The 25,373-nt window shown below is 71.8% G+C and carries 27 protein-coding genes; 13 read left to right on the plus strand and 14 right to left on the minus strand.

Annotated features, from left to right (window positions below):
- Window positions 1–156: 156 nt before the first annotated feature.
- Window positions 157–1,332: a quinolinate synthase NadA gene (gene nadA, locus ACGGAQ_RS11500; RefSeq protein ID WP_393047343.1), complete on the minus strand. Its 1,176-nt coding sequence runs from the start codon at window positions 1,330–1,332 to the stop codon at window positions 157–159.
- Window positions 1,333–1,400: 68 nt separating this feature from the next.
- Between nadA and ACGGAQ_RS11505 the strand changes: the two genes are divergently transcribed.
- The 3 genes from ACGGAQ_RS11505 to ACGGAQ_RS11515 all read left to right on the plus strand — a co-directional run bounded on the left by ACGGAQ_RS11505 (window position 1,401) and on the right by ACGGAQ_RS11515 (window position 4,276).
- Window positions 1,401–2,540, plus strand: coding sequence for a glycerate kinase (locus ACGGAQ_RS11505; RefSeq protein ID WP_393047346.1), 1,140 nt, complete (start codon window positions 1,401–1,403; stop codon window positions 2,538–2,540).
- 182 nt (window positions 2,541–2,722) lie between these two features.
- Window positions 2,723–3,091: an iron-sulfur cluster insertion protein ErpA gene (gene erpA, locus ACGGAQ_RS11510; RefSeq protein ID WP_234587006.1), complete on the plus strand. Its 369-nt coding sequence runs from the start codon at window positions 2,723–2,725 to the stop codon at window positions 3,089–3,091.
- Window positions 3,092–3,298: 207 nt separating this feature from the next.
- Window positions 3,299–4,276: a carbohydrate kinase family protein gene (locus ACGGAQ_RS11515; RefSeq protein WP_393047349.1), complete on the plus strand. Its 978-nt coding sequence runs from the start codon at window positions 3,299–3,301 to the stop codon at window positions 4,274–4,276.
- Between the two features lie 99 nt (window positions 4,277–4,375).
- Here ACGGAQ_RS11515 and ACGGAQ_RS11520 read toward each other — a convergent pair whose 3' ends face one another.
- Both ACGGAQ_RS11520 and ACGGAQ_RS11525 read right to left on the minus strand, forming a co-directional pair.
- The gene (locus ACGGAQ_RS11520; RefSeq protein WP_393047352.1) at window positions 4,376–4,609 is read right to left on the minus strand and encodes a sulfurtransferase TusA family protein; all 234 of its coding nucleotides are present in this window, start codon (window positions 4,607–4,609) and stop codon (window positions 4,376–4,378) included.
- The gene (locus ACGGAQ_RS11525; RefSeq protein ID WP_393047355.1) at window positions 4,606–5,757 is read right to left on the minus strand and encodes a cysteine desulfurase family protein; all 1,152 of its coding nucleotides are present in this window, start codon (window positions 5,755–5,757) and stop codon (window positions 4,606–4,608) included. Before ACGGAQ_RS11525 ends, ACGGAQ_RS11520 begins: the two co-directional genes overlap by 4 nt.
- A 170-nt stretch (window positions 5,758–5,927) precedes the next feature.
- Between ACGGAQ_RS11525 and coxB the strand changes: the two genes are divergently transcribed.
- The gene (gene coxB / locus ACGGAQ_RS11530; RefSeq protein WP_393047357.1) at window positions 5,928–6,899 is read left to right on the plus strand and encodes a cytochrome c oxidase subunit II; all 972 of its coding nucleotides are present in this window, start codon (window positions 5,928–5,930) and stop codon (window positions 6,897–6,899) included.
- Between the two features lie 9 nt (window positions 6,900–6,908).
- Window positions 6,909–7,334: a cytochrome c oxidase subunit 4 gene (locus ACGGAQ_RS11535; RefSeq protein WP_393047359.1), complete on the plus strand. Its 426-nt coding sequence runs from the start codon at window positions 6,909–6,911 to the stop codon at window positions 7,332–7,334.
- A 116-nt stretch (window positions 7,335–7,450) separates the two neighbouring features.
- On the opposite strand, the gene ACGGAQ_RS11540 is transcribed toward ACGGAQ_RS11535, so the two are convergent.
- The 4 genes from ACGGAQ_RS11540 to ACGGAQ_RS11555 form a co-directional block, all read right to left on the minus strand.
- Window positions 7,451–7,657, minus strand: coding sequence for a hypothetical protein (locus ACGGAQ_RS11540; protein ID WP_354861566.1), 207 nt, complete (start codon window positions 7,655–7,657; stop codon window positions 7,451–7,453).
- 261 nt (window positions 7,658–7,918) lie between these two features.
- A complete protein-coding gene (gene trpD / locus ACGGAQ_RS11545; protein WP_393047363.1) occupies window positions 7,919–8,965 on the minus strand; it encodes an anthranilate phosphoribosyltransferase in 1,047 nt (348 codons plus the stop codon).
- A gap of 89 nt (window positions 8,966–9,054) precedes the next feature.
- On the minus strand, window positions 9,055–9,450 hold the full coding sequence (locus ACGGAQ_RS11550; protein WP_007463197.1) for a hypothetical protein: 396 nt from the start codon (window positions 9,448–9,450) through the stop codon (window positions 9,055–9,057).
- Window positions 9,451–9,555: 105 nt separating this feature from the next.
- Window positions 9,556–10,545: a cytochrome c oxidase assembly protein gene (locus ACGGAQ_RS11555; protein ID WP_393047366.1), complete on the minus strand. Its 990-nt coding sequence runs from the start codon at window positions 10,543–10,545 to the stop codon at window positions 9,556–9,558.
- Window positions 10,546–10,653: 108 nt separating this feature from the next.
- On the opposite strand from ACGGAQ_RS11555, the gene ACGGAQ_RS11560 reads away from it, so the two are divergent.
- The 5 genes from ACGGAQ_RS11560 to ACGGAQ_RS11580 all read left to right on the plus strand — a co-directional run bounded on the left by ACGGAQ_RS11560 (window position 10,654) and on the right by ACGGAQ_RS11580 (window position 15,816).
- Entirely contained in the window at window positions 10,654–11,253 is a 600-nt protein-coding gene (locus ACGGAQ_RS11560) for a heme-copper oxidase subunit III (RefSeq protein WP_377505384.1), read from the plus strand.
- Window positions 11,254–11,325: 72 nt separating this feature from the next.
- Entirely contained in the window at window positions 11,326–12,162 is an 837-nt protein-coding gene (locus ACGGAQ_RS11565; protein ID WP_393047369.1) for a cytochrome c, read from the plus strand.
- Between the two features lie 64 nt (window positions 12,163–12,226).
- On the plus strand, window positions 12,227–13,315 hold the full coding sequence (locus ACGGAQ_RS11570; protein WP_393047372.1) for a ubiquinol-cytochrome c reductase iron-sulfur subunit: 1,089 nt from the start codon (window positions 12,227–12,229) through the stop codon (window positions 13,313–13,315).
- Window positions 13,312–14,943, plus strand: a complete 1,632-nt coding sequence (locus tag ACGGAQ_RS11575; RefSeq protein WP_354861555.1) for a cytochrome b N-terminal domain-containing protein — start codon at window positions 13,312–13,314, stop codon at window positions 14,941–14,943. The genes ACGGAQ_RS11570 and ACGGAQ_RS11575 overlap by 4 nt, the downstream gene beginning before the upstream one ends.
- A 195-nt stretch (window positions 14,944–15,138) precedes the next feature.
- Complete coding sequence (locus ACGGAQ_RS11580; RefSeq protein ID WP_393047374.1) at window positions 15,139–15,816, plus strand: DUF4142 domain-containing protein; 678 nt, start codon at window positions 15,139–15,141, stop codon at window positions 15,814–15,816.
- An 86-nt stretch (window positions 15,817–15,902) separates the two neighbouring features.
- Here ACGGAQ_RS11580 and ACGGAQ_RS11585 read toward each other — a convergent pair whose 3' ends face one another.
- The 5 genes from ACGGAQ_RS11585 to ACGGAQ_RS11605 form a co-directional block, all read right to left on the minus strand.
- Complete coding sequence (locus tag ACGGAQ_RS11585; RefSeq protein ID WP_007463184.1) at window positions 15,903–16,190, minus strand: Lrp/AsnC family transcriptional regulator; 288 nt, start codon at window positions 16,188–16,190, stop codon at window positions 15,903–15,905.
- A gap of 478 nt (window positions 16,191–16,668) precedes the next feature.
- Window positions 16,669–17,535 (minus strand): NDP-sugar synthase, encoded by an 867-nt coding sequence (locus ACGGAQ_RS11590; protein ID WP_393047378.1) that lies wholly within the window; start codon window positions 17,533–17,535, stop codon window positions 16,669–16,671.
- The gene (locus tag ACGGAQ_RS11595; protein WP_393047381.1) at window positions 17,532–18,074 is read right to left on the minus strand and encodes an NUDIX hydrolase; all 543 of its coding nucleotides are present in this window, start codon (window positions 18,072–18,074) and stop codon (window positions 17,532–17,534) included. The genes ACGGAQ_RS11590 and ACGGAQ_RS11595 overlap by 4 nt, the downstream gene beginning before the upstream one ends.
- A 53-nt stretch (window positions 18,075–18,127) precedes the next feature.
- Window positions 18,128–19,921, minus strand: a complete 1,794-nt coding sequence (locus tag ACGGAQ_RS11600; protein WP_393047871.1) for a RelA/SpoT family protein — start codon at window positions 19,919–19,921, stop codon at window positions 18,128–18,130.
- Window positions 19,922–20,049: 128 nt separating this feature from the next.
- On the minus strand, window positions 20,050–21,804 hold the full coding sequence (locus ACGGAQ_RS11605) for a DEDD exonuclease domain-containing protein (RefSeq protein ID WP_393047384.1): 1,755 nt from the start codon (window positions 21,802–21,804) through the stop codon (window positions 20,050–20,052).
- A gap of 127 nt (window positions 21,805–21,931) precedes the next feature.
- Between ACGGAQ_RS11605 and ACGGAQ_RS11610 the strand changes: the two genes are divergently transcribed.
- Together ACGGAQ_RS11610 and ACGGAQ_RS11615 are read left to right on the plus strand one after the other, a co-directional pair.
- Window positions 21,932–23,362 (plus strand): NYN domain-containing protein, encoded by a 1,431-nt coding sequence (locus ACGGAQ_RS11610; protein WP_393047387.1) that lies wholly within the window; start codon window positions 21,932–21,934, stop codon window positions 23,360–23,362.
- A 125-nt stretch (window positions 23,363–23,487) separates the two neighbouring features.
- Entirely contained in the window at window positions 23,488–23,901 is a 414-nt protein-coding gene (locus ACGGAQ_RS11615; protein WP_393047390.1) for a hypothetical protein, read from the plus strand.
- 49 nt (window positions 23,902–23,950) lie between these two features.
- Here the strand turns inward: ACGGAQ_RS11615 and ACGGAQ_RS11620 are convergent, their stop codons facing one another.
- Entirely contained in the window at window positions 23,951–24,283 is a 333-nt protein-coding gene (locus tag ACGGAQ_RS11620; RefSeq protein ID WP_354858181.1) for a hypothetical protein, read from the minus strand.
- Between the two features lie 22 nt (window positions 24,284–24,305).
- The gene (locus ACGGAQ_RS11625) at window positions 24,306–24,698 is read right to left on the minus strand and encodes a hypothetical protein (RefSeq protein WP_393047392.1); all 393 of its coding nucleotides are present in this window, start codon (window positions 24,696–24,698) and stop codon (window positions 24,306–24,308) included.
- Window positions 24,699–25,097: 399 nt separating this feature from the next.
- Here ACGGAQ_RS11625 and ACGGAQ_RS11630 point away from each other — a divergent pair, with 399 nt between their 5' ends.
- Window positions 25,098–25,313, plus strand: a complete 216-nt coding sequence (locus ACGGAQ_RS11630) for a hypothetical protein (protein ID WP_393047395.1) — start codon at window positions 25,098–25,100, stop codon at window positions 25,311–25,313.
- The last annotated feature ends 60 nt before the right edge of the window (window positions 25,314–25,373 follow it).

Below are 25,373 nucleotides of genomic sequence, written 5' to 3' on the forward strand. Positions count from 1 at the left end.
CGCTACCCCGGATGCGGCCATATCGAAACGGCCCGCTTGCGTCCTCGCTCCGGCAGCATAGCCCTCGGTGACGAAAAAGGACTCGGTCACACCGGCGTGTGTGGCATTAATCGGTGATCCGGCACTTTTGCGTACCAAGGGCGTCACGGAAAGTGATCACGCACCCGGCAGGGCGAGCATCTGGTCCAGTGCCACCCGGGCGTGGTGCGCGGTGTCGGCGTCGACCGTGATCTGGTTGACGACACGGCCCGCCACCAGCTCCTCCAAGGCCCAGACCAGGTGTGGCAGATCGATCCGGTTCATGGTCGAGCAGTAGCAGACCGCCTTGTCCAGGAACATGATCTGCTTGTCCGGGTGGGCCAGCGCCAACCGGCGGACCAGGTTCAGCTCGGTGCCCAGCGCCCACTCCGAGCCGGCCGGCGCCGCCTCGATGGTCTTGATGATGTACTCGGTCGAGCCGACGTGGTCGGCGGCCGTGACCACCTCGTGCCGGCACTCCGGGTGGACCAGCACGTTGACCCCGGGCACCCGCGCCCGCACGTCGTTGACGCTCTCCAGGGTGAACCGGCCGTGCACCGAGCAGTGCCCTCGCCACAGGATCATCTTGGCGTCGCGCAGCTGCTCCGGCGTGAGCCCGCCACCGGGCTTGTGCGGGTCGTAGAGCACGCAGTCGTCCAGCGACAGGCCCATCTCCAGCACCGCCGTGTTGCGGCCCAGGTGCTGGTCCGGCAGGAAGAGCACCTTCGAGCCCTGCTCGAACGCCCAGTCCAGGGCACGCTTGGCGTTGGACGAGGTGCAGACCACGCCGCCGTTGCGGCCGACGAAACCCTTGATGTCGGCCGAGGAGTTCATGTACGTCACCGGCACGGTCTCGCCGGCGATGCCCAGCTCGGCGAGCGTGTCCCAGGCTGCCTCGACCTGACCCAGCACGGCCATGTCCGCCATCGAACAGCCGGCCGCCAGGTCGGGCAGGATCACCCGCTGGGCGTCCGTGGTGAGGATGTCGGCGCTCTCGGCCATGAAGTGCACGCCGCAGAAGACGATGTACTCGGCGTCCGGCCGGGCGGCGGCCTCCCGGGCCAGCTTGAACGAGTCGCCGGTCACGTCCGCGAACTGGATCACCTCGTCGCGCTGGTAGTGGTGCCCCAGCACGAAGACCTTGCTGCCCAGCTTCGCCTTCGCCGCCGTGGCACGGGCCACCAGATCCGGGTCGCTGGGCGCCGGCAGGTCGCCCGGACACTCGACGCCGCGCTCGGTGTCGGGGTCGCTGCCCCGGCCGAGCAGCAGCAGAGCCGTCGCCGTGTTGGAGGGTTCCACCCAGGTCGAAGTCACGTAGCCCATGGTCCCACAGCGCGAGCGCGCCGCAGCTCCGCTCGGTGTGTGCTGCCACACTGCTCGACATGCGCGTGCTGCTCTGCCCCGACAAGTTCGCCGGCACCCTGCCCGCACCGGAGGTCGCCGCCGCGGTGGCGGACGGCTGGCGCAGCGTCGCCGACGGTGACGACCTGCTGATCCGGCCGCTCGCCGACGGCGGGCCGGGCTTCGTGGAGGTGCTCGCCGAGGCGCTCGGCGGCCGGCGGGTGATGGTGTCGACCGTCGACCCGCTGGGCCGGCCGGCGGCCGGTGAGATCCTGCTCACCGCCGACGGCACGACTGCCTACCTGGAGAGCGCGCAGGCCTGCGGCCTGCACCTGCTCTCCGCAGCCGAGCGCGACCCGAAGACCACCACGTCGTACGGGCTGGGTCTGCTGGTGACCGCCGCCGTGGAGAGCGGGGCCCGGACGGTGGTGATCGGGCTGGGCGGCTCCGCCACCAACGACGCCGGCGCCGGCATGCTCACCGCGCTGGGCGCGACCCCCCTGGACGCCACGGGTGCGGCGCTGCCGTACGGCGGGGCGGCGTTGGCCCTGGTCGACGCGCTCGACGGCGCTCCCCGGCTGCGCGGCGCCCGGCTGGTCGCCGCCACCGACGTGGACAACCCGCTGCTCGGCCTGCACGGCGCGAGCAACGTGTTCGGCCCGCAGAAGGGCGCCGACCGCGCCGACGTCCTGCTGCTCGACGCGGCCCTGGAGCGTTTCGCGGCGGTGCTGGAGCGGGACCTTCCCGGCTGCCCGGCGGGGCTCGGAGCGCTGCCCGGCGGTGGGGCCGCCGGCGGCCTCGGCGCGGCCATCCTCGCGCTCGGCGGCGCCTGCGAGTCGGGCATCGGCCTGGTCACCCGGGCCACCCGGCTGGACGCCGCGCTCGACACCGCCGACCTGGTGATCACCGGGGAGGGGTCCTTCGACCACCAGTCGCTGCGCGGCAAGGTCGTCGCCGGGGTGGCCGGGGCCGCCCGGGACCGTGGGGTGCCCTGCGTGGTGGTGGCCGGCCAGGTCAGCACTGGCCGACGGGAGGCCGCCTCGGTGGGGGTGACCGACGCGTACAGCCTGGTCGAGCACTTCGGTGGGGAGCAGGCCGGCGGGCTCGACGCCGCGCTGAGCCGTCCCGCCGACGGGCTGCGCGAGCTGGGCGCCCGACTGGCCCGGCAGTGGAGCCGCTGAGCGCTCGACCCACCCGGTCCAGGCCGTCGCGTCCGGGCCGACCTGGGGCGCTGGTCCCGCCACGCGGGTACGTCCGGCCGGGGCGGCGTACGATCGGAACTGGACCACAACCGGGAATCACTGGACGGCGCGCGGCGTTGGCCAGTGCGTCCGGACCCAAAACCGCGCAGGGAGACTTCCACGTGACCACGCCAGCGCAGACCGAGTCGACCGAGGCCCAGGCCCCTACTTCCGTCGTCCTCACCGACGTCGCGGCGCAGAAGGTCAAGGCCCTGATCGAGCAGGAGGGCCGCGACGACCTGCGGCTCCGCGTCGCGGTGCAGCCGGGTGGCTGCTCCGGCCTGCGGTACCAGCTCTTCTTCGACGAGCGTTCGCTCGACGGTGACGTCGTCAGCGACTTCGGTGGCGTCGAGGTCGTCGTCGACCGGATGAGCGCCCCCTACCTGTCCGGCGCGACGATCGACTTCGCCGACCGGATCGACGCCCAGGGCTTCACCATCGACAACCCCAACGCGGGCAACTCCTGCGCCTGCGGCGACTCGTTCAACTAAGTCGCGCACCACGCACCACCGACGACGGGGCCGTCCTGCGGGACGGCCCCGTCGTCGTGTCGGGGTGACGGGGTGACGGTGGGAGCGGTCCCGGGTGACCCTGGCGCACGGGTGGACGGGCGGTTGCCGTTGCCCGACCGACCGGACACGTCCGGGTTGCCGGGCCGGTAGGCTGACCGCGCCCTGCTCCCGACCCTGAGGGTTGACATGAAGATCGCCGTGACCGGCTCGATCGCCACCGATCACCTGATGAGCTTCCCGGGTCGCTTCGCCGACCAGCTCATCGCCGATCAGCTGCACAAGGTTTCCCTCTCCTTCCTGGTGGACGACCTGGTTCTCCGCCGTGGCGGGGTGGCGGCGAACATCTCCTTCGGCATGGCGCAGCTCGGGCTGCGCCCGGTGCTGCTCGGGGCGGTGGGCGCGGACTTCGCCGACTACCGCTCCTGGCTGGAGCGGCACGGCGTGGACTGTGACTCCGTGCACATCAGTGAGGTGGCGCACACGGCGCGGTTCGTCTGCACCACCGACACCGACATGTGCCAGATCGCGTCGTTCTACGCGGGTGCGATGAGCGAGGCGCGCAACATCGAACTGGCCCCCGTCGCCGACCGGCTCGGCGGGCTGGACCTGGTGCTGGTCAGCGCGAACGACCCGGAGGCGATGCTGCGGCACTCGGCCGAGTGCCGCAGCCGTGGGTACGCCTTCGCGGCCGACCCCTCCCAGCAGCTCGCCCGGATGCCCGGCGAGGACGTGGTGGCGCTGATCGAGGGCGCCGAGTACCTGATGACCAACGACTACGAGAAGTCGCTGCTGCAGAGCAAGGCGCAGCTGACCGACGACCAGCTGCTGGACCTGGTCAAGGTGCGGGTCACCACGCTGGGCAAGGACGGCGTGGAGATCGCCGGCCGCGGCATCGACCCGATCCACGTGCCCATCGCCCGGGAGATCCGGGCGGTCGACCCGACCGGGGTGGGCGACGGCTTCCGGGCCGGCTTCTTCACCGCGCTCTCCTGGGGTCTCGGCCTTGAGCGGGCCGCGCAGGTCGGCTCGCTGCTGGCCACGCTGGTCCTGGAGACGGTGGGCACCCAGGAGTACGACGTCCGCCGCGACCTGTTCGTCAAGCGCCTCGCCGAGTCCTACGGCGACACCGCCGCCGACGAGGTACGCCCTCACCTGCTCCCGTAACCCGCCTCACCCCGGCGATCTTGCACTTTCTGTCGCTGTTTCGCGGCTTCTGCGCGGTTTTGTCCGCGCAAACTGCAAGATCGCGGGGTGAGGGGTGGGTCAGTGGGTGCGGCGGATGTCGTAGGCGGGGCCGTCCGGGCCGGTCACCGCGCCAAGGAACTCCTGGCCACGCATCCGGCACCAGGCGGGGATGTCCACCGCCGCGGCCGGGTCGTCGGCGAGCACCCGGACCACCGTGCCGACCGGCACCTGCGGCATCCGGCGGGCGGCCGCGATCACCGGCAGGGGGCAGCGTTGGCCCCGGCAGTCGATCACCTCGTCCGGCATCGTCACAGTCCCACCACCCCGGCGTCGGCGCGCAGCCCGGCGACGATCCCGGGCAGCTCGGCGAGGAACCGCTCGACGTCGGACTCGGTCGTGTCCCGGTGCAGGCTGACCCGGACGTTGCCGTGCGAGAGCACCCCCATCGCCTCCAACACGTGCGACGGCCGCAGCGTGGACGACGTGCAGGACGAGCCGGACGACACCGCGAACCCCCGCCGGTCCAGCGCGTGCAGCAGCGTCTCGCCGTCGACGTACAGGCAGGAGAAGGTCACCAGGTGGGGCAGGCGCAGCACCGGGTCGCCGACCACCTCGACATCGGGCACCTCCGCCGACACCCGCGTCCGGATCCGGTCCACCAGCGGCGCCAGCCGGGCCCGCTCGGCCGCGGCGTCGGCCGCCGCCGCGCGCAGGCTCGCCGCCGCCGCCACCACCGCGGGCAGGTTCACCGACCCGGGGGTACGCCCACCCTCCCGCTCGTCGGCCGGCCAGGGCGACTCCCAGCGGGTGCCCTTGCGGACCGCCAGCAGCCCCACCCCGGGCGGCCCGCCCCACTTGTGGGCGCTGGCGCTGAGCATCGACCAACCGGCCGGCAGGGGTACCCGTCCGACCGACTGCGCCGCGTCGACGTAGAGCGGCACCCCGACGTCGGCGCAGACGGCCGCCGCCTCGGCGACCGGCTGCACGGTGCCCACCTCGTGACTGGCGGTGATCAGCGCGGCCAGCGCGACCCCCGGCGCCTGCACGGCCGTCGACCAGGCGGCCAGATCCAGCCGGCCCACCCGGTCGACCGGCACCGCGTGGGCGACGCCGCCGGCCGCGACGTGCCGCTCGGCGGCGTGCAGGACGGCGGAATGCTCGATCGCGGAGTGCACAAGCGTCGCCCCGGCCCGGTGCCGTCCCGCCAGGCCGCCGAGCACCGCGCCGTGGGCTGCCGTCGTACCGCTGCTGGTGAAGGACAGCTCGTCGGCGCGGACGCCGAGCGTCTGCGCGGCCGCCTCGCGGGCGGCGTCGAGCAGTTGCCGCGCGCGGCGTGCCTGGCTGTAGAGCTTTCCCGGGTCGGCCCAGCCGTCTTCCAGGGCGGCCAGCAGCGCCTGCCGGGCGACCGGATGCAGCGGCGCGGCGGTCGCCGCGTCCAGGTAGACCGAGGAGGCGCTCACGGATCAGTACGCTATCGCGACGTTATGCCCAGGATCCCCTCGATGGGGGCGGACAGTGACCCCACCACGGCCGAGTCCGTCATGGTCGAGTAATCTGCGACCGTCGGTGACGCCTTTGCCGCCGGTGCTGAGGAAAGACGCACCGCGGCGCGCTAGGGAGGCAGGACCAGGTGGTCGCAAGGAGTTCGGAGGTACGGCCGTCGGCCGTACGGCACGGTGCTGCCCCAGGGGTCGGTGGACGCCGGGGACGCGGTGCTGGTCGGTTGGCCGGGCTCGGTCTCGGGGGCGTGGCTCTGCTGGTTCTGCTCACGGGCTGTGACGTGGGTGAGACGTTCGACGGCTTCGGTTGGCCGCAGGGCGGCATCTCGGCCGAGTCGCACCGGATGTACGACCTGTGGATCGCCTCCTGCGTCGCCGCGCTCGCGGTCGGCGTCTTCGTGTGGGGCCTGATCTTCTGGTGTGTCGTGCGCTACCGCAAGCGCGGTAACGCGCTGCCGGTGCAGACCCGTTACAACCTGCCGATGGAGTTCCTCTACACCATCGCGCCGATCCTGATCGTCTCCGTGCTCTTCTACTACACGGCGATCGTGCAGACCGACGTCGACAAGCTGTCGAAGAACCCGGACGTCACGGTCGAGGTCGTTGCCTTCAAGTGGAACTGGCAGTTCAACTACCGCGACGGTCAGGGCACTGAGGCCCGCACCACCGCCTCGACGCTCGGCACCAGTGAGGTCATCCCGGTGCTCGTGCTGCCGACCAACCGGTCCATCCGGTTCGAGGAAACCAGCCGCGACGTCATCCACTCCTTCTGGGTGCCGGAGCTGCTGTTCAAGCGGGACGTCATGCCGGGCAAGATCCGCAACGTCTTCGAGGTCTCCAGCTTGGATGCCGAGGGCGCGTACGTCGGCCGCTGCGCCGAGCTGTGCGGCAGCTACCACGCGTTCATGAACTTCGAGCTGCGGGTGGTCTCGCCGGAGAAGTACGACCAGTTCCTCGCGGCCAAGCAGAGTGGCAAGTCGACTCAGGACGCGCTGGCCGCGATCGGTGAGCAGCCGTACGCGGAGACCACGCAGCCGTTCGACACCCGACGGACGCAGAGCAACTTCAACCCGGACGACGCTCCGGCCGGCACGGGAAGCTGAGGCAGCCGCATGAAGACCGAGTGGCGTATCTTCCTGGTCATCGCCCTGTTCCTCTTCGGCGCAACCGTCCTCTACGGCGCCTGGACGCACGGTGAGTCCGGCAACATCGAGTGGGTGGGCACCGTCGCCCTGCTGCTGTCGTTCCTGCTCTGCTCGATGTGCGGCGGCTTCTTCTGGTTCGTCTCCCGCCGTATCGACCTGCGCCCGGAGGACCGGCCAGACGCCGAGATCTCCGACGGCGCCGGCGAGGTCGGCTTCTTCAGCCCGGGCAGCTACTGGCCGTTCGGTCTGGCGCTGGCCGCCGCGACCGCCGCGCTGGGCATGGTGTTCTGGCAGTTCTGGCTGATCGGCGCCGGCCTGTTGGCGGTCGTCTTCGCCGCCTGCGGCCTGCTGTTCGAGTACTACACCGGCACCCGGCGCACCGCCGAGCACTGATTGACCCGGTCGCCGCGACGCGACCGACCCCGTACCGCCACGAAGGCCCGCACCCCGTCCGGGGAGCGGGCCTTCGTCGTGGCGCACCGGGGTGCCGCCGGTCGGGGCGGTGCGGGTCAGGCGGCGTGGCGGCGGGTGGGCTGGCGACGTCGGCGATCGGCGAGCCGGGTGACGGGGGCGGCGAACGTGGCGATCACCACGGCCGCACCGCAACCGGTGCAGATCAGCTCGGGACAGTCGCTGCCGTGGCCGTCGACGCAGGGCGGCGCCTCGAACGGTGCCACGCCCTCGCAGACGTCGCAGTAGAGATCGCGGTGCGACACGGGCGTCTCCTCTTACTCCAGGCGAACCGCCCCCGAAATGCGACAGCGACGCACAACGGAAGCGGAGAACTACTCGCCTGTAGTTTCCCACGCGGGTCCGACAAATCCCCGCGCCCGCCGGTCACGCGCCGTCCCGCAGGCCCCGACGCCACCGGACGTGATCCACCCGACATCGGTGAATCCGGGGTGTCCGGGCCGGCCGAACACCCCGGATTCCAGGAACCCGAGTCGATCACGCAGCACGCGCCCCGGGGCAGCGGATCAGGTGGTGGTGGCGGTCTCGATCCAGCGGTCCAGAGTGGCCGCCGCAGCGCCCGAGTCGATGGAGTCGGCGGCGCGGTCCAGGCCGGCGCGCAGCGCCTCGGTCAGGTCGCCGTCGAGCGGACCCTGGGTCGCGAGCGCCGCCGCCGCGTTGACCAGCACCGCGTCGCGCACCGGGCCGGTCTCACCGGCCAGCAGGCGACGGGCCACCCCGGCGTTGTACGCGGCGTCACCGCCGCGCAGGTCGCCGAGGGTGGACCGGGGGACACCCAGGTCGGTCGCGTCCAGCACAGCCTCGCGTACGGTGCCGCCCTGCGCCGCCCACACCCGGGTCGGCGCGGCGGTGGTGAACTCGTCCAGCCCGTCCTCGCCGCGCATCACCAGCACCGAGTCGCCCCGAGCGGCGAACACGCCGGCCATCACCGACGCCATCCGTGCGTCGAAGCAGCCGACGGCGCCGGCGCGGGGGCGGGCCGGGTTGGTCAGCGGGCCGAGGAAGTTGAACACGGTGGGGACGCCCAGCTCCCGGCGGACCGGCCCGGTGTGCCGCATCCCCGGGTGGAACCGGGCGGCGAAGCAGAACCCGATGCCGGCCTCGGTGACGCAGCGCACGATGGCGTCCGGGTCGAGGTCGAGCGGGACGCCGAGGAACTCCAGCAGGTCGGCGGTGCCGCAGGAGGACGACGCGGCCCGGTTGCCGTGCTTGACCACCCGGACGCCGGCACCCGCCACGACCAGCGCGGCCATGGTGGAGATGTTGACCGTGTGGGCGAGGTCACCGCCGGTGCCCACCACGTCCAGAGCCGTCGAGCGCAGGTCGTCGGGAAGGTCGACCGGGACGGCCCGGCTCAGCATGGTCTCCACCAGGCCGGCCAGCTCGGCCGAGGTCTCACCCTTGGCCCGTAGCGCCACGGCGAAGCCGGCAACCTGCGCGGCGCCCGCCGAGCCGGCCATGATCTCGCCCATGGCCCAGGCGGTGTCGGCGGTGGAGAGCTCCTCGCCGCGCAGCAGCGAGTTGAGCAGGTGCGGCCAGGTCCGATCGCCCATGGCGGGCCTCCCGAGCGTACGAAGTGCGGGTGGGCTGGAATCGGCGCCGGCTTATCCGGCGCCGTGTCGGTGCCGGAGAGCGGGGGACGTCAGGCGGGTGCGTGCGTCCGCAGCAGCTCGGCCACCGTGCTGCCGGTGGTCACCGGGTCGAGCGGGTGCACCAGCGTCGCGTCGACCTCGGCGTACGCGGCCAGCCATCGGTCCGCGGCCCGGGCGATCACCAGGCAGGTGGGCGGGGCGTCGTCCCGATCGTCCTTGATCTGGCGGGCGATGCCGATGCCGCCGCCGGGGCTCGCCTCGCCGTCGAGCACCAGCAGGTCGATCTCGTAGTCGTCGACCAGCCGGATGGTCTCGGCGTACGTCGACGCGTCGACGAACTCGATCTGCAGCCCGGGTGCGGGCCGGGTGCCGACAGCGAGCCGCATCCGGTCACGGACCTGCGGGTCGTCGCTGTAGAGCAGGACGGTGCACAGACGATCGCTCATGGCTGACAGGCTCCCACCTCGTAGCTGCCCGCCGATCGTACCGGTCGACGTGACGTAGCCGACATCCCGCCCGACGCTCGGCCGCTGGCGTACCGTCTGCGCAGCTCAGGTCGTCGCGGCGTCGGCGGCGCGCTCGCGGGCCTCCTGGCGGTCCAGCTCGCGGTCCACCCGGCGGGCCTCCCGCTCGGACTGCTTCACCCACTGCACGACCAGCACCGCGAGCATGGTCACACTGACGAACTCACCGCCGGCCCAGAGGATGCCGCCGGCGACCACCTGGTCGGCCTTGGGGTCCGCCCAGCTCAGGTTGAGCGACGGGTACCAGTCGCCGCCGAAGAGGGTGGTGCTCTGCATGATGGTGAGCCCGAGCACGGTGTGGAACGGCACGGAGAGCAGCATCAGCAGGGCCCGCGCCGGGTACGGCCAGCGGCCCGGGAGCGGGTCGAGGCCGAGCAGCGGCCAGAAGAACACGCAGCCGGTCATGATGAAGTGCGCGTGCACCAGCTCGTGTGCCCAGGCGTGTTCCAGGGTGAAGCGGTACAGGTCGCTGAAGTACAGCGCGAACGGGTTGACCACGAAGATGGCGAACGCCACCAGCGGGAAGCTGTAGACCCGGGCGACGCGGCTGTGCACGATCGCCAGGAGGCGCTTGCGCGGCCCGACCGGCAGGGTCCGCAGCGCCAGCGTCATCGGTGCGCCCAGCGCCAGGAAGATCGGCGACACCATGGAGAGCACCATGTGCTGGACCATGTGCACCGACAGCAGCGCGGTGTCGTAGGCGTGCAGCCCGCTGACCGTGACCAGCGCGATACCGCCGAGGCCGGGGCCGAGGAAGAACACCGTACGGGCGATCGGCCAGCGGTCCCCGCGGACGCGCAGCCGGTGCACCCCGTAGAGGTAGAGGCCGGCGGCGAGCACCAGGCCGAGGGCCAGCCAACTGTCCAGCCGGGTCTCGGTCAGCACCGCGCCGACGGTGAACGGTGGCGGGGTCGCCTCGGCCCCGGCGGCGAGCGCCGACGGGCCGGCCGGAGTGGCCGCGAGCACATCGGCCGGGACGGCCGAGGTGGCGGCGAGGATCCTATCGACGTGCAGCACGCTTTTCAGGCTAGGCCAGGCGAACCGGACCCTGACACTCGGGCCACGGAAGGCGCAGGTTTGCCACCCCGCTGATCGCCGGCCCCGGTCAGGGGCAATAATGACGGCGTGACTGCGGCCCCAGCCATTGACAAGAGCCGGATCCACTCTCTGACGCGACCCAACATGGTCAGCGTCGGGACGATCGTGTGGCTCTCCAGCGAACTCATGTTCTTCGCGGCGCTCTTCGCGATGTACTTCTCGATCCGCGCGGCAGCGCCGGAGCAGTGGGAGAAGCACACCGAGTCGCTGAACATCCCGTACGCGACCACCTTCACGGTGATCCTCGTGCTGTCCTCGGTGACCTGCCAGCTCGGCGTCTTCGCGGCGGAGAAGGGTGACGTGCACGCGTTGCGACGCTGGTTCACCGTCACCTTCGTGATGGGCCTGATCTTCGTGCTCGGCCAGGTGAACGAGTACCGCCACCTGGTGGAGGACGGCGTCAAGATCAACGTGGACGGCTACGGCTCGATGTTCTACCTGACGACCGGCTTCCACGGCCTGCACGTGACCGGCGGTCTGATCGCCTTCATCATCTTCATGGTCCGCACGACCATGGGCCGGTTCACCCCGGCGCAGGCGACCTCGGCGATCGTCGTGTCGTACTACTGGCACTTCGTCGACGTCGTGTGGATCGGCCTGTACGCCATGATCTACTGGCTTCAGTGATCTTGGCGCGTCACGAACCGCGCCGCTGCTCCGTCCCCTGAGACAAGGTCCAACCGGTTAAGGACACAGCTCATGACTTCTGACAACGACCGCCGACGCGGCCTGCTCGCGCGGTTGCGCGGGCGGCCCGCCGCGCGCAGCAGGGGCCGCCGCCGGCTGGGCGCCGCGGTCCGGCTGTTCGCCGCGCTGATGATCGCCGGCGGCGCCTACACCGTCTTCGCCCCCGGTGCCCAGGCGCAGGACAATCCGCCGCTGACCGGCGCCGCAGCCGAGGGCAAGGCGCTGTTCGACGTGAGCTGTGTGACCTGCCACGGACGCAACGCCCAGGGCGTCGAGGGCCGCGGGCCGAGCCTGATCGGCGTCGGCGCGGCCTCGGTCGAGTTCCAGGTCAGCTCGGGCCGTATGCCGCTGGCCCGCCAGGAGGCCCAGGCGCACCGCAAGCCCCCGGTCTTCACCGACGAGCAGACCCGTCAGCTCGGCCAGTACATCCAGGAGTTGGGTGGCGGCCCGGTCGTCCCGCAGGGTGACGACCTCCGCGAGAACGGCAACGTCGCGGCCGGCGGCGAGCTGTTCCGAATCAACTGCTCGCAGTGCCACGCCTTCGGCGGTGGCGGTGGCGCGCTCTCGTCGGGCAAGTTCGCCCCGAGCCTGCACCCGGCGACCGACCGCCAGATCTACGCGGCGATGCTGAGCGGCCCGCAGAACATGCCGGTGTTCGGTGACAACCAGATCACGCCGGAGCAGAAGGCCGACATCATCGCCTACATCCAGGAGACGCTGAAGACCGACCAGGACCCGGGCGGGTTCAACCTCGGTCGGTACGGGCCGTCCACCGAGGGCCTGGCGATCTTCCTGGTTGGCATTGTGGCGCTCGTGTTCGCTAGCCTGTGGATTGCGGGTAAGTCGTGACCGAGCGGATCTTCAGATTCAGTGCCGTGGTGCCGCTCGGCGCCACCCGTAGCGAGGTGACGGCATGAGCACGCACACCGAGCACCAGGCCCCGCAGGGCCAGGAGCCGCTCGACGTGAACGACCCCCGGCTGACCCGGTTCGACATCGTCCGTGAGGGCGCGCGTCGGGACGACATCGAGATCGTGCACTACGAGCCGCAGGTGCTGCCCGGCACGAAGGCCGAGCGTCGGCTGACCCGGGTGGTGGCTGGCTTCTTCCTGATCACCGGCCTGGCGGCGACCGCGTTCCTGGCCATCTACATCTGGTGGCCGTGGCAGTACGCGCCGGGCCGCGGCGGCGACAAGTTCTACACGCCGCTGCTGGGCGCCACCCTCGGCATCGCGCTGCTCGCCGTCGGCTTCGGCATCCTGACCTGGGGCAAGAAGTTGCTGCCCAAGGAGGTCTCGATCCAGGACCGGCACGAGGGCGCGGTGGACGCCGACGGTCGCACCATCACCGGCCAGACCATGCTCTACATGGCCGACGAGCTGGGTGTGAAGCGTCGTCCCCTGCTGGGCATCTCGCTGCTGGCCGGTCTCGCGCCGGTCGCCGCGGTCGCGGCGGCGCCGCTGGTCGGCGGTCTGATCTCGCAGCCGCACAAGAACAACCAGATGTTCACCACCGGGTTCGCCGCCGCCGAGGGCGGCGAGCGGATCCGCCTCGTCCGCGAGGACGGCCGCCCGGTACGCCCGGCGGACATCAGCACCGGTGGTCAGCTGACGGTCTTCCCGGGCATCGAGCACGGTGTGAGCAACCGGCACGCCGACTCGCCGACGCTGCTGATCCACCTGCGTGACTCGGACGCGCAGGAGTCGCGCCGGGCCAACGAGCGGGTCGGCCACGGCGACTACATGTGGGGCAACTACGCGGCGTTCTCCAAGATCTGCACGCACGCCGGCTGCCCCGCGAGCCTGTTCGAGCAGCAGACCAACCGGCTGCTCTGCCCGTGCCACCAGTCCCAGTTCCTGATCACCGACAACGCCCGGCCCGTCTTCGGCCCCGCCAGCCGGCGGCTGCCGCAGCTGCCGATCGAGGTGGACTCCGAGGGCTTCTTCGTGGCGAAGTCCGACTACACCGAGACCGTCGGGCCTGATTTCTGGGAGCGGCCATGAAGCGTCGAAAGTTTGACCTGGCAGCCACGCCGGGCAAGGCCGCGGTGGGGGTGGACGACCGCTTCCAGGTGGCCACTCCGCTCCGTCGGCTGCTGAACAAGGTCTTCCCGGACCACTGGTCGTTCCTGCTGGGCGAGATCGCGCTGTTCTCGTTCATCGTGCTGCTCCTGACCGGTGTGTTCCTCACCTTCTTCTACGAGCCGGCGATGACCGAGGTGGTCTACGACGGCAGCTACGCGCCGTTGCAGGGCACGCCGATGTCCGCCGCGTACGCCTCCAGCCTGGACCTGTCGTTCGACGTCCGCGGCGGCCTCGTGATGCGGCAGATGCACCACTGGGCGGCGCTGCTGTTCATGGCCGCGATCGTCGTGCACATGCTGCGGGTGTTCTTCACCGGCGCATTCCGCAAGCCGCGCGAGACCAACTGGATCATCGGCTCGCTGCTGTTCTGGGTCGGCTTCCTGGCCGGCTTCACCGGCTACTCGCTGCCGGACGACGGCCTGTCCGGCACCGGCCTGCGGATCGCCTCGGCGATCATGCTGTCCATCCCGGTGATCGGCTCCTGGCTCACGTCGTCGATCTTCGGTGGCGAGTTCCCCGGCACGATCATCATCAGCCGGTTCTTCATCGCCCACGTCCTGCTGATCCCGGGTTTGCTGCTCGCGCTGATCAGCGCCCACCTGGGCCTGGTCTTCAAGCAGAAGCACACCCAGTGGCCCGGCCCCGGCCGGACCAACGGCAACGTGGTCGGCGAACGGATGTTCCCCCGCTACGCGCTGAAGCAGGGCGGCTTCTTCATGGTCGTCTTCGGCGTCATCGCGCTGCTGGGCGGTCTGTTCCAGATCAACCCGATCTGGCTGTTCGGCCCGTACGAGGCGTGGGTGGTCTCGGCCGCCAGCCAGCCCGACTGGTACGTCATGTTCCTCGACGGCTCGACCCGACTCATGCCGGCCTGGGAAATCAACATCCCGATCGGCGACCACTACGTCATCCCGCCGCTGTTCTGGCCGACGGTCGTGCTGCCCGGCATCCTGGTCGGCCTGTCGACGATGTACCCGTTCCTGGAGGCCCGGCACCTCAAGGACCGCAAGAGCCACAACCTGCTCCAGCGGCCCCGCGACGTTCCGGCCCGTACGGCCGTCGGCGCCATGGCCGTCTCCTTCTACGTCGTCTTGACGCTCTCGGGCGCCAACGACGTGATCGCCGACAAGTTCCAGATCAGCCTGAACGCGATGACCTGGGCGGGCCGGGTCGGCCTGCTGGTGGTCCCGCCGCTGGCGTACTACGTCACCTACCGGCTCTGCCTGGGCCTGCAGCAGCACGACCGGGAGGTGCTCGCGCACGGCGTGGAGACCGGCATCATCCGGCGCCTGCCGGACGGCCGGTTCGTCGAGGTGCACCAGCCGCTCAGCGCGGCGAACGGGCACGCGGACGGCCACGGTGAGCTGGACTACGTCGGCTGGGTCGTGCCGAAGAAGATGAACCGGCTCGGGGCCCTCGGCCCGGCGGTCCGGGGCTTCTTCTACCCGATCGAGAAGCCGGTCGAGGCGCCGGTCTCGCCGGGTCACCCGCCGGTCGAGCCCCGGCCCGAGCGCGCGGAGATCGGCAGCGGCGAGAGCCGCCACTGACCTCTCGACAGCACCGTCACGTGACGCCCGCCGGACTTCCGGCGGGCGTCACGTCGTTGTCGGTGTCCCGTCGCCCATCCGAGCAGGAGTCGGACGGCCACGGCGGGACCGGTCGACCCCGCGCGTCGGGCGATCGCAGGAATAACCCCCGTGAGCCGGGTATCCGTGCGGTCCAACGTCTCAAGGGGGGGAAGCATGTTGGGTCTCAAACGCCTCGGCCTGTTGGCCGCGCTGGTGCTGGTAGGCGTCGCGCCGGCTGCGGCCGCGCAGGCTGCGGCACAGCCGTCGACGCAGGACACCCAGTATCTGCAGGCGCTGCACCAGGTGAACCTGTTCGAGATCACCGCCGGTGACCTGGCTCAGCAGAAGGGCCAGAACCAGGGGGTCAAGGACCTGGGCGCGATGTTCAAGACCGACCACACCCAGCTGGACCAGACGGTGCAGCAGACCGCGTCCCAGCTCAACGTCGAACTGCCGAAGGAGCCCACGACCGACCAGCAGGCGGTCATCGACAAGCTGAACAACGTCAGCGGCGCGGAGTTCGACAGGCTCTGGGTGACCAGTGAGCTGGCCGGTCACGTCCAGGCCATCCAGGCCACCCAGACGGAGATCTCGCAGGGCTCCGAGCAGTCGGTGGTCCAGCTGGCCCAGACCGCCCTGCCGACGCTGCAGACGCACTATGACGAGCTGGTCCAGCTCGCCAACCAGTTGGGCATCCCGGTCCCGCAGGCCAGCGCCAGCGGTACGCCCAGCCCGGGTACCTCGTCGTCGGCTCCGGGTGGCACCACCGAGTCGCCCGCTCCGGGTGGCATCACCGAGTCCCCGGAACCGGGCCTCGGCACGACCGAGCGGCCCGCGCCCAGCCAAAGCTGACGTAGCGGCAGCAGACGGCCGGTCCACCCGCACGGGTGGACCGGCCGCGCCGCGTCCGGCGGCGGCCGTCCACGCGGCCCGGCGGGTCAGTCGGCGTCGGCGAGGCCGATCGCGAACGTCTCCTCAAGGTCGAGCTGGGAGTACGCCCGGAACGCGATGTGCGACTCCGTGTTCAGCACACCCGGCACCTTGGAGATGCTGCCCGCGATGACCTGCGCGATCTGGTCGAACTCGCGGACCCGGACGATGGCGATGAGGTCGACGTGCCCGGCCACCGAGTAGACCTCGCTGACGCCGGTGACATTGGCGAGGGTCTCCGCCACCTCGGGGATCGCGTCGGTGGCGCAGTCGATCAGCACGATCGCGGTGATCACGGGGCAATTCTCCGTTCGTTGGCGTCGCTGCCCATGCTAGATGTTCCCGCCGGGACCGGGGTCGGGTGCACCCGGCACCCGTCCTCGCGAGCCGGTCCTCCCGCGCCCCGTCCTCCCGCGCCCGTCGCCGTTGCTCGGGTGTCGGGTGCCCGGCGCTGTCGCCATCAGCCGTCGCTCCAGGTATGCCCACGGCTTGGGCAGGCGTGTCGCCAACGAGCGGTATACCTGTGAGTCATAAATATGACCCACAGGTATACCGCTCACACGAATCATCCCGCCGGCGCGCCGACGCGCCGAACCGACCGGTCTGTCGACCGCGGAGCCGGCGGCACGGCGAGCGGTCGGCCTGCGGGTCTTTCGGACCGGGGGCGCGGCGAGTGGTCGGCCTCGGATCCGGCGAGCGGTCGGCCCGCGGGCGCGGCGAGCGGTCCGCCCACGGGCGCGGCGAGCGGCCGGCCCGGCGGCGCGGGCGCGCGGGTCAGCCGTGCGGGGCGGCTTGGACGGTGCCGGCGTCCCCGAACCGGATCACGTCGTGCAGCCGTTCGCCGCTGCGCACGAGCGCGCCCGGCCAGACCACGGTGCGGCGTACGTCGCCGTCGACCCGTGCGCCAGCGCCGACCACCGACTCCACGCAGCGCCCGGTCACCGTGGCGGCCGGGTCGACCAGCACGTTGCCCCTTGCGGCGTGCAGGTTGGCCGCCAGGTAGTCGGCGGGGGTGCCGGTGTCGTAGAAGGTGCCCGGGTAGGGCACCACCTCCAGCGCGCCGGCCGCCTCGGCCGGCCGCCACACCGCGCGTACCAGGTCGGAGAAGACCACCGGCAGGTCGCGGACCAGCCGCCACGGCAGCAGCGAGAACCCGGTGAAGCAGTGCCCGGCGAAGGTGCCGGGCGCCCTCGGGTCGGCCGCGGGCTGCCCGAGCAGGCGGACGGACTCCCCGTCCCAGCCGTCCAGCAGCGCGGCCACGTCGGGGCCCGGGGGAGTGGCCGGGTCGGCCAGGTACGCGTCGGCGTTGCCGACCAGCACCGGCCGGCCGTCGATCCAGTCCCGCAGGTTGGCCACCCCGCCGGCGGTGCCGAGCGGGTCACCGGGCTCCACCGACAGGTGGGCGCGATCGCCGACGTGCGCGACCACCTGGTCGGCGAGGTAGCAGGCGTTCACCGCGACGCGTGCGGGACCGCTCAGGCCGAGGCCGGCCAGGCGGTCCAGCGCCCGGTCCAGCAGTGCCACGTTGCCGACCGGGCAGAGCGCCTTGGGCACCCGTGCGGTGAGCGGGCGCAGCCGGGTGCCCTCACCCGCGGCGAGCACGACCGCGCAGAGGTCCGCCGGCCCGCCCGCTCCTTTCACGGCGCGGTGTCGGGCACCGGGGGCGGGAACTGCCCGGCCAGCGGCCCGATGTCGTAGTAGGCGAGCAGCCGGGCCGTCGGCCAGGTCAGCTTGGGCAGGTCGTCCAGCGGATGCCAGGCGGCCTCGAAGACCTCCGCGCCGTCGACCACCAGCTCTGTGCTGGACGCCGGCACCTCCGTCTCGAAGACCATGTCCACCCAGCCCTTGGCGTGCACGATCGCGTTCGGCACCGCCGGGCGCAGCCGGGACGGCGGCAGCCGGATGCCGGACTCCTCGAACAGTTCGCGGACCGCGCCCACGACCGGAGGCTCGGCCCGGTTGAGCAGGCCGGCTGGCAGTGACCAGCCCTTGCCGGGGGGCTGGCGCAGCATCAGCAGTCGGCCCGCACCCGTCGCCTCGGAGTCACGGACCAGGGTGACCGCCCCGACGATGTACTTGGGCACGGCCAGCTTGACCAGGCGACGGCGCACCGGCAGCGGCAATCGGTAGAAGGCCTGGTAGAAGATGGCCCGACCGGTGGCGCGGGAACGGGGGATCATGACCCCAGGCTAGTGGTCACGAATGTCCTTCGGACGCGCTGGGGCTGGGCGGGTCACTGTCGATGGTCGACCAGGTCGATGAGCTGGCGTACCACGGTGTCCGGTTCGATCACCCGGTCGAAGACCGCGACCAGCAGGGTCTCCAGGTCGGGATAGCCCAGCTCCTCGGAGAGCCGCAGCAGCGGCAGGTCGCTGGCGAGGCCGCGGTTGTGCTGGCGCAGGGCGAGCCCGATGGTGGCCCGACCGAGGCGGACCTTGTCGCTGATCGTGATGCCCGGCTCGGTGTGCTCGGCGAACCATCTGTTGATCTGCATCTGCGCGTTCGGCGACTTGACGAAGCTCAGCCACTCCTTGCGCGGGCCGCGCGGCGCCACGCCGGCCTCGAAGCCGTTGTCACCGTCGCTCTCGGTGAAGATCTCCACCACGTCGCCCTCGTCCAGCTCCGAGCTCAGCGGCGCGAGCCGGCCGTTGATCCGGGCGGCGAGGCAGTGGTCGCCCCGCTGGCTGCCCAGCTCGTACGCCAGGTCGACAGGTGTGGCGCCGGCCGGCAGCACCACCTGACGCCCGTCGGCGAAGACCTGGATCTGGCCCTCGGCGAGGTCGCAGCGCAGCGACTCGTAGAACTGTGCCGGGTCGGCGGCGTCCGGCTCCCAGTCGAGCACGCGGCGCAGCCAGTCCAACTGCTCGGCCCGGGCGGCCGCGCTGCCGCTGCCCGAGCGCGGGAAGCGGAAGTCGGCGGCGATGCCGTACTCGGCCGAGCGGTGCATCTCCTCGGTGCGGATCAGCACCTCCACCGTGCGGTCCTGCGGGCCGCAGACGCTGGTGTGCAGCGAGCGGTAGAGGTTGTTCTTCGGTGAGGCGATGAAGTCCTTGAAACGGCCCGGGATCGGCCGCCACGTGCCGTGGATCGCGCCCAGCGCGGCGTAACAGTCGGTGGCCGGACCGTCGACCACCACCGAGATGCGGGGCAGGTCGTACGGTGCGGTGTGGCCGCCGGCGATGGTGTCCTTCCAGATCGAGTAGAGGTGCCGGGGGCGCGGGCTCACCTCGGCGTCGACCCGGCTGCGGCGCAGCGCCACCCGGGCCCGTGTGACCACCGCGTCGAGGTAGGAGTCCCAGCCGGGCCGATCGTGCACGTGCCGGGCCAGCCGGGCGTGCTCCTCGGGCTCCAGGTGCAGCAGCACCACGTCGTCCAGCTCGCGCTTGAGGGTCTGGATGCCCAGCCGGTCGCAGAGCGGGACCAGCACCTCCTGGGTCTTGCGGGCGATCCGTTCCCGGGACGCCGCGGAGCGCACTCCGAGCGTGCGCATGTTGTGCAGCCGGTCGGCCAGCTTGATGATCAGCACCCGGACGTCCTTGGCGGCCGCGACGATCATCTTGCGGATCGTCTCCGCCTCGGCGGCCTTGCCGTAGAACGCCTTGTCGAATTTCGTTACCCCGTCGACCAGGTGGGCCACCTCGCCGCCGAAGTCCTCCGACAGCGCCTGGAGCGTGTAGCGGGTGTCCTCGACCGTGTCGTGCAGCAGCGCCGCCACCAGGGTCGTGGTGTCCATGCCCAGCTCGGCGCAGATCTGCGCCACCGCGAGGGGGTGGGTGATGTACGGTTCCCCGCTCTTGCGGAACTGGCCGCGGTGCATGTTTTCCGCGATCGTGTACGCCCGGCGCAGCACGGCGGGGTCGGTGCCCGCGTGGATGCCGCGATGGGTGCGGACCAGGTGGGTCACCGGGTCGGAGTCGGTGGTCGGCCAGGTCAGCAACGACCGCAGTCGGCGGGTCAGGGGCAGCTCACCCGACCGGGTCGGCAGGGCGCCCCCCAGGGCGGCGCCGTGTCCGGCGTCGACGTCCACGAGGGACACCTCCTCACCCCGGCTCCGCGACCGCCGGACCGGGCGATCGGGAGCAGGCCCACGAAACGGGCAGGACTGCACTTCTCTAACAGCCTAAGGGAGTCGACGTAGTCCGATCGGTCAGTTGGTCATGAGCGTTCGGTCGAGAGTTGGTGCGACGCCCCGCTCTCGGCCTTCGCCAGCAGGTCACGGAAGCGGCCCGCCCCGCCCGCCGGCGAGGACCAACCGGACGACATCTCGACCAGCCGGGTCTCCGGCCGCTCCAACCAGGACAGGATGCGCTCGGATTCCTCCGCCGTGGCCGACGGCACCGGGCCGTGCCCGCCCGACACCGTCTCGGCGGTGGCGCGGATGGCGTTCAGCGTGGGTCGCGGGTGGACGCCGGGCGGGGACACCCCGGCCCCGGCCAGACGACCGTGCCGGACCAGGGCCAGCTCCCAGCCGCCCCGGGCGGCCGGTCGGGCGGCGGCCAGCTCCACGATCCCGGTAAGCGCCGCCAGCCGCTGCATCCGCACGGTGGCGCGCAGCACCGCGGCCAGCCGGGACCGCACCACGGCGGCCTCCTCGTAGCGCTGGTCGGCCGCGAGCACGTCGATCCGGGCCAGCAGCGCGTCGACCACCGGCTGCGGGTCGCTGGCGGTCGCGGTGCGAAACGGCCCGGCTGCTCTGTCGTCGTACTCCTCCGGGGTGATCTTGTGTTCGCAGGGCGCCGGGCAGCGACCCAGCTCGGCCAGCGCGCAGGCCGGCGTGACGGTGCGCAGCGAGAGCCGGTGCGTGCACTGGCGCAGCGGCACCGCGTCGTGGAAGCCGGCGGCGGCCAGCTCGGCGGCCCGCCGGGAGGTGAAGGGCCCGAGGTAGGCGGTGTCCGTGGGGGAGAGGGCCCGGACGATCGACAACCGGGGGTACGGCCCGTCGGTCAGCTTGAGCCAGACCATCCGCTCCGGGTATTTCGACCGCCGGTTGTACGGCGGAGCGTGCGCGGCGATCAACCGCAGCTCGCGGACCTCCGCCTCCAGCGAGTGGGCGCACTCCACCGCCTCGACCCGCTCGGCCGCGCCCAACATCTCGGAGATCCGGGCGCGCTTCTCGCCGGCCGTGAAGTAGCTGCGCACCCGGGTGGCGATGTCGCCCGAGGTGCCGACGTAGAGCGGCCGGTCGTCGGCGGCCCGGAAGATGTAGACGCCCGGGACCTTGGGCAGCCCCTCGGCCAGGTGGCGCTTGCGGCGCTGCGTCGGGGTGACCGCGCGGGCGAACTCGATGGCGTCGCCGACGGTGTCGACCCGGTGCCCACCGAGCCGGCCGATCAGCCCGTGCAGCACGTCGACGGTGGCCTTCGCGTCGTCGAGCGCCCGGTGGGTGGGCTGGGTGGCGGTGCGGAAGTAGGCGGCCAGGGTGCCCAGCTTGCGGTTGGGCACCTCGTCGCGGGTCAGCACCCGCCGGGCCAACGCCGCCGTGTCCAGTACGCGCGGATTGGGCCAGCGGTACCCGTGCTTCGCGCAGGCGGCCTTGAGGAAACCCACGTCGTACGGGGCGTTGTGAGCGACCAGCACCGCGTCGGCGATGAACTCCAGGAAGCTGGGCAGCACCTGCTCGATCGGCGGCGCCGGCAGCAGCATGGCCTGGGTGATCCCGGTCAGCACGGTGATGAACGGCGGAATGGGCTGCCCCGGGTTGACCAGGGTGGCCAGCTCGCCCAGGTGCTCGCCTCCGCGCACCTTGACCGCGCCGATCTCGGTGATGCCGCCGCCGTCGGGTGCGCCGCCGGTCGTCTCCAGGTCGACCACCACGAAGGTCGTCGCGTACAGCGGCAGGGCCGGGTCCACCCCGCCCACCGCCGGGTCGAGACCGGCCAGTGACTCCTGGACGTACTCCGCCTGTGCCATCGGCGGCACGCTAGCGCCCCGGTCCGACACTCCCGTCGCAGCCGTCCCAGCAGTCACCATGGGGCTAGGATGAGAGATCGGCTCACTCACCGGGCGGTGGGCCCGGTCGCGGTGGGAGACTTGCCACATGCCCCTCACCGAGCCGTACGACGACCACCTCCCGCAGGAGGATCCGGTCGCGGGCGACGGTGCCGTGGGCGATCCGGACAGCAGTGACACACCTGCCGATTCGGGTGGCGACCCGGCGGTCGAGCCGGAGCCGACGCTGCCCGAGCCGGTCCGGCAGCGGATCGTGGCGCTGACCGCCACCGTGCTGCCCACCCTGCCCGCCGACGAGGTGCCGGTGCCGCTGCGCCGGGTGGCCAAGTTCGCCCCCAACCGCCGCGCCCGGCTCGGCGCCCCGGCCATCGCCGCCCAGCTCACCGCCGACCCGCTGTTCCGGCAGCGGGTCACCGCCCGGGTGCTGGCCGACGCCGGCGACCTCGGCGCGGCCGTGGTCGAGGGCACCGCGCCGGCCGTCGCCGACCCGGTCGAGGTGGCCGCGCTGGCCTACCTGGCCCGACCCCGTGGCTGGCGGGAGCTGATCGACGCCAGCGGCGCCGCGGTCCGCGCCGAGGCGGACAGCGCCGTCGTCGCCGAACTGGTCCGCGAGGCCGAGCAGCGGGCCACCCGCGCCGAACACGACCGGGCGGTGGCCCGGGTCGAGGCCGAGAAGCTCCGCGACGAGCTGGCGCGGGTCCGCGAGGAGCTGGGCCAGCTCCGCGAGGAGTCCCGTCAGCTGGCCCGTACCCTGCGCGAGACGCAGACCCGTGAGCGCAGGGCCACCGAACTCCTGGCCACCGAACGCGGCCGGGCCGCACGCGCCAGCGCCGACGTGGACGCCGAACTCCGCCGCGCCCGCGCCCGGCTCGCCGAGGCGGAGGCCGCCGCCGGGGTGGCCCGGGCCAGCGCCAAGGAGGCGCGTTCGGTCGACGACGCCCGCCTCTGGCTGCTGCTGGAGACCATCGGTCAGGCCGCCGTCGGGCTGCGCCGGGAGCTGGCGCTCGACCCGGTGGACAAGCTCCCCGCCGACTTCGTCGCCGACGCGTTCGCCGAGCAGCCGGGCACCGCCCCCGCCGGCCCGGCCGCCCGTGCCCGCGACACCGACGATCCGGCCCGACTGGACCAGCTGCTCGCCCTGCCCCGGGCGCACCTCGTGGTGGACGGCTACAACGTCACCAAGCGCGGCTTCGGCGAGATGTCGTTGGAGCAGCAGCGCAAGCGCCTCATCACCGGGCTGGGCGGGATCGCCGCGCAGACCGGCGACGAGGTCACGGTCGTGTTCGACGGCGCCGAACGGATGCACGGGCTGCCGCCCGCGCCCCGCGGCGTCCGGGTGCTCTTCTCCCGCAAGGGCGAGACCGCCGACGAGCTGATCCGCCGCCTGGTCCGCGCCGAGCCGGCGGGCCGCCCGGTCGTCGTGGTCTCGTCCGACCGCGAGGTCGCCGACGGGGTACGCCGGCACGGCGCGTACCCCCTGGGGGCCGACTCGCTGCTGCGCCGCCTCGCCCGCTCCTGAACCGCGTGCCCGGGCCGAGCCGTCGGGGCGGGCAAGAATCCGGCGAGGTTCCTGCAGGTTCGGTCGGCGACGGTGTCCGCATCCGCCCGCCATCGTCGGGCACCGGACAAAGGCAGGCGAACGGTATGAGAAAAAGACTGCTGGGCACCATCCTCGGCACGGTTGTCACACTGGCGGCGCTCCTCGTCGCCCCGGGACCGGCCCTGGCGGCCTCGGGTGGCGGCTGCACCGGCGCTTACCCGATCAGCTCGTGCATCTCGTACCAGGGCTCCAACCAGACCGTGGTGGGTGACTTCTACATGAACGCCACACCGGACGGGTCCCGGTGCACGGCGTACCTCCAGCTGCGGACCACGAACAACGGCAACACCTCCTGGATCTACTACGACCTCAACCGGACCGGCCGGTTCGGGCCGATCAGCCGCAACGTCAACGTGATGAACAACTTCAAGGGCTCCGCCGTGGCGGTGGTCGAGGTCTACACGTGCAGCGGAACGTTGCACGGCATCTTCACCAGCCCTCGGGTGTACTACCCGTGACGTCCTGATCCGGCCGCTGGCGCGTCAGCGCCAGCGGCCGGATCGCGTGTCAGCCGCAGCGGGAGACGGCGGGGTTCGGGTCGTGGCCGGTGTACATGTAGTCACCGGCGAGCATGCCGTTCGCGTTGCCGTAGAACGCGTTGTACCAGACGGTGTCGCCGTTGACCGACGAGCCGGTCGCCCAGCAGTTCAGGTAGACCGACTGGCCCTTCGGGATCGTGAGGATGACCGAGCACTGCGAGTTGTTCAGCCACTGGCAGTAGCGCAGGTTCAGGTCCGTCTTCGTCTGGAAGTAGCCACCGGCGAACGCCGGTGTGGCGACCAGGCCGACCGCAGCGGTCACCGTGACGGCACACGCGGCCAGGAGACGTCGTGGATTCATGTCTTCAACCTCCGGCGAGCGGTCAGTAGGAGCAGTACGGGGAGTCCATGATGTCGAGGGCCACCGCGTAGCCGTACGGCTCGAGGTAGGCCAGCTCGCCCGGGGAGACGCAGACCCAGTCGCCGTTGGAGTAGAAGATCTTCGCGCCGTCGTCGTTGCGGCTGTTGTAGACCCAGTCCGCGCCCCTGCTCCGGGACCCGAGGGTCTGGTAGTAGTTGTCCTGGAACGACGCGGTCGGTGCGGCGCCGTCGTACGGGTTCCCGGTCACCCAGAAGCAGACGCGGGGGTAGTTGCAGCCGAATGCCGAGCTGGCCTGCGCCGGCGTGGCGACGAGCCCGCCCGCGGCCGTCGCGATGGCCGCGAGGAGCGCGACGGCCGGGAGCCGGGAGCGTGTGGTCGAGGATGGTCCGCGCATTCGAATCCTCCGATGGATCAACGTGGACGGCCGGCTGCACCCAGCCCGGCAGGTGCGTCGGTGGACCCTCGGCGGGCGGTGGATCGGCCGTAGGGCAACGATCGCAGCGGCCCCGGTCGAGGGAACAGGCGCTTGACCGGCAGTTGACCGGCGATTGGATCGACGACGATCGAGGGCCCGTGGGCTACCCCGGCACCTTGATCGACACGAGGTCGGCGATGTCGGGGTGTCCGGTCGGCCGGGATACCCCGATTTCGCTGATCTGGAGTGGATCTCGCCCCCAACGGGCGGTCGGACGGGGTTTCTGTCGTACCCGGTGGATAGCGTCGATGTGACCGACGGTGCTCGGGCGACGACGACAGGGCGTCGACCGCGCATCGCCAGCGATCAGGAGGCGTGATGCTCATCGACTGCGACGGGTGCGCGAAACGGGCCGACGGCTGTTCCGGCTGCCCGCTGACCGCCCTGTTCGACGAGACGTCCCCGGCGGCCGGGCTGGTCGCCGCCGAGGTCGAGGCGATCGAGGTGCTCGCCCGGGCCGGCTTCGACGTCGAGGTGCTGGCCGCGCCCGCGCGGCCCGACGTCGCCGTACGCCGGGTCCGCCGGGTGGCCTGAGTTCCCGCACGGCCGTCCGCGTCGCCGGAGCGCGACACCGTGGGCGAAGCGGGCTTTTCG

This window comes from Micromonospora sp. NPDC047557, assembly GCF_043205095.1.
Taxonomy (GTDB): domain Bacteria; phylum Actinomycetota; class Actinomycetes; order Mycobacteriales; family Micromonosporaceae; genus Micromonospora.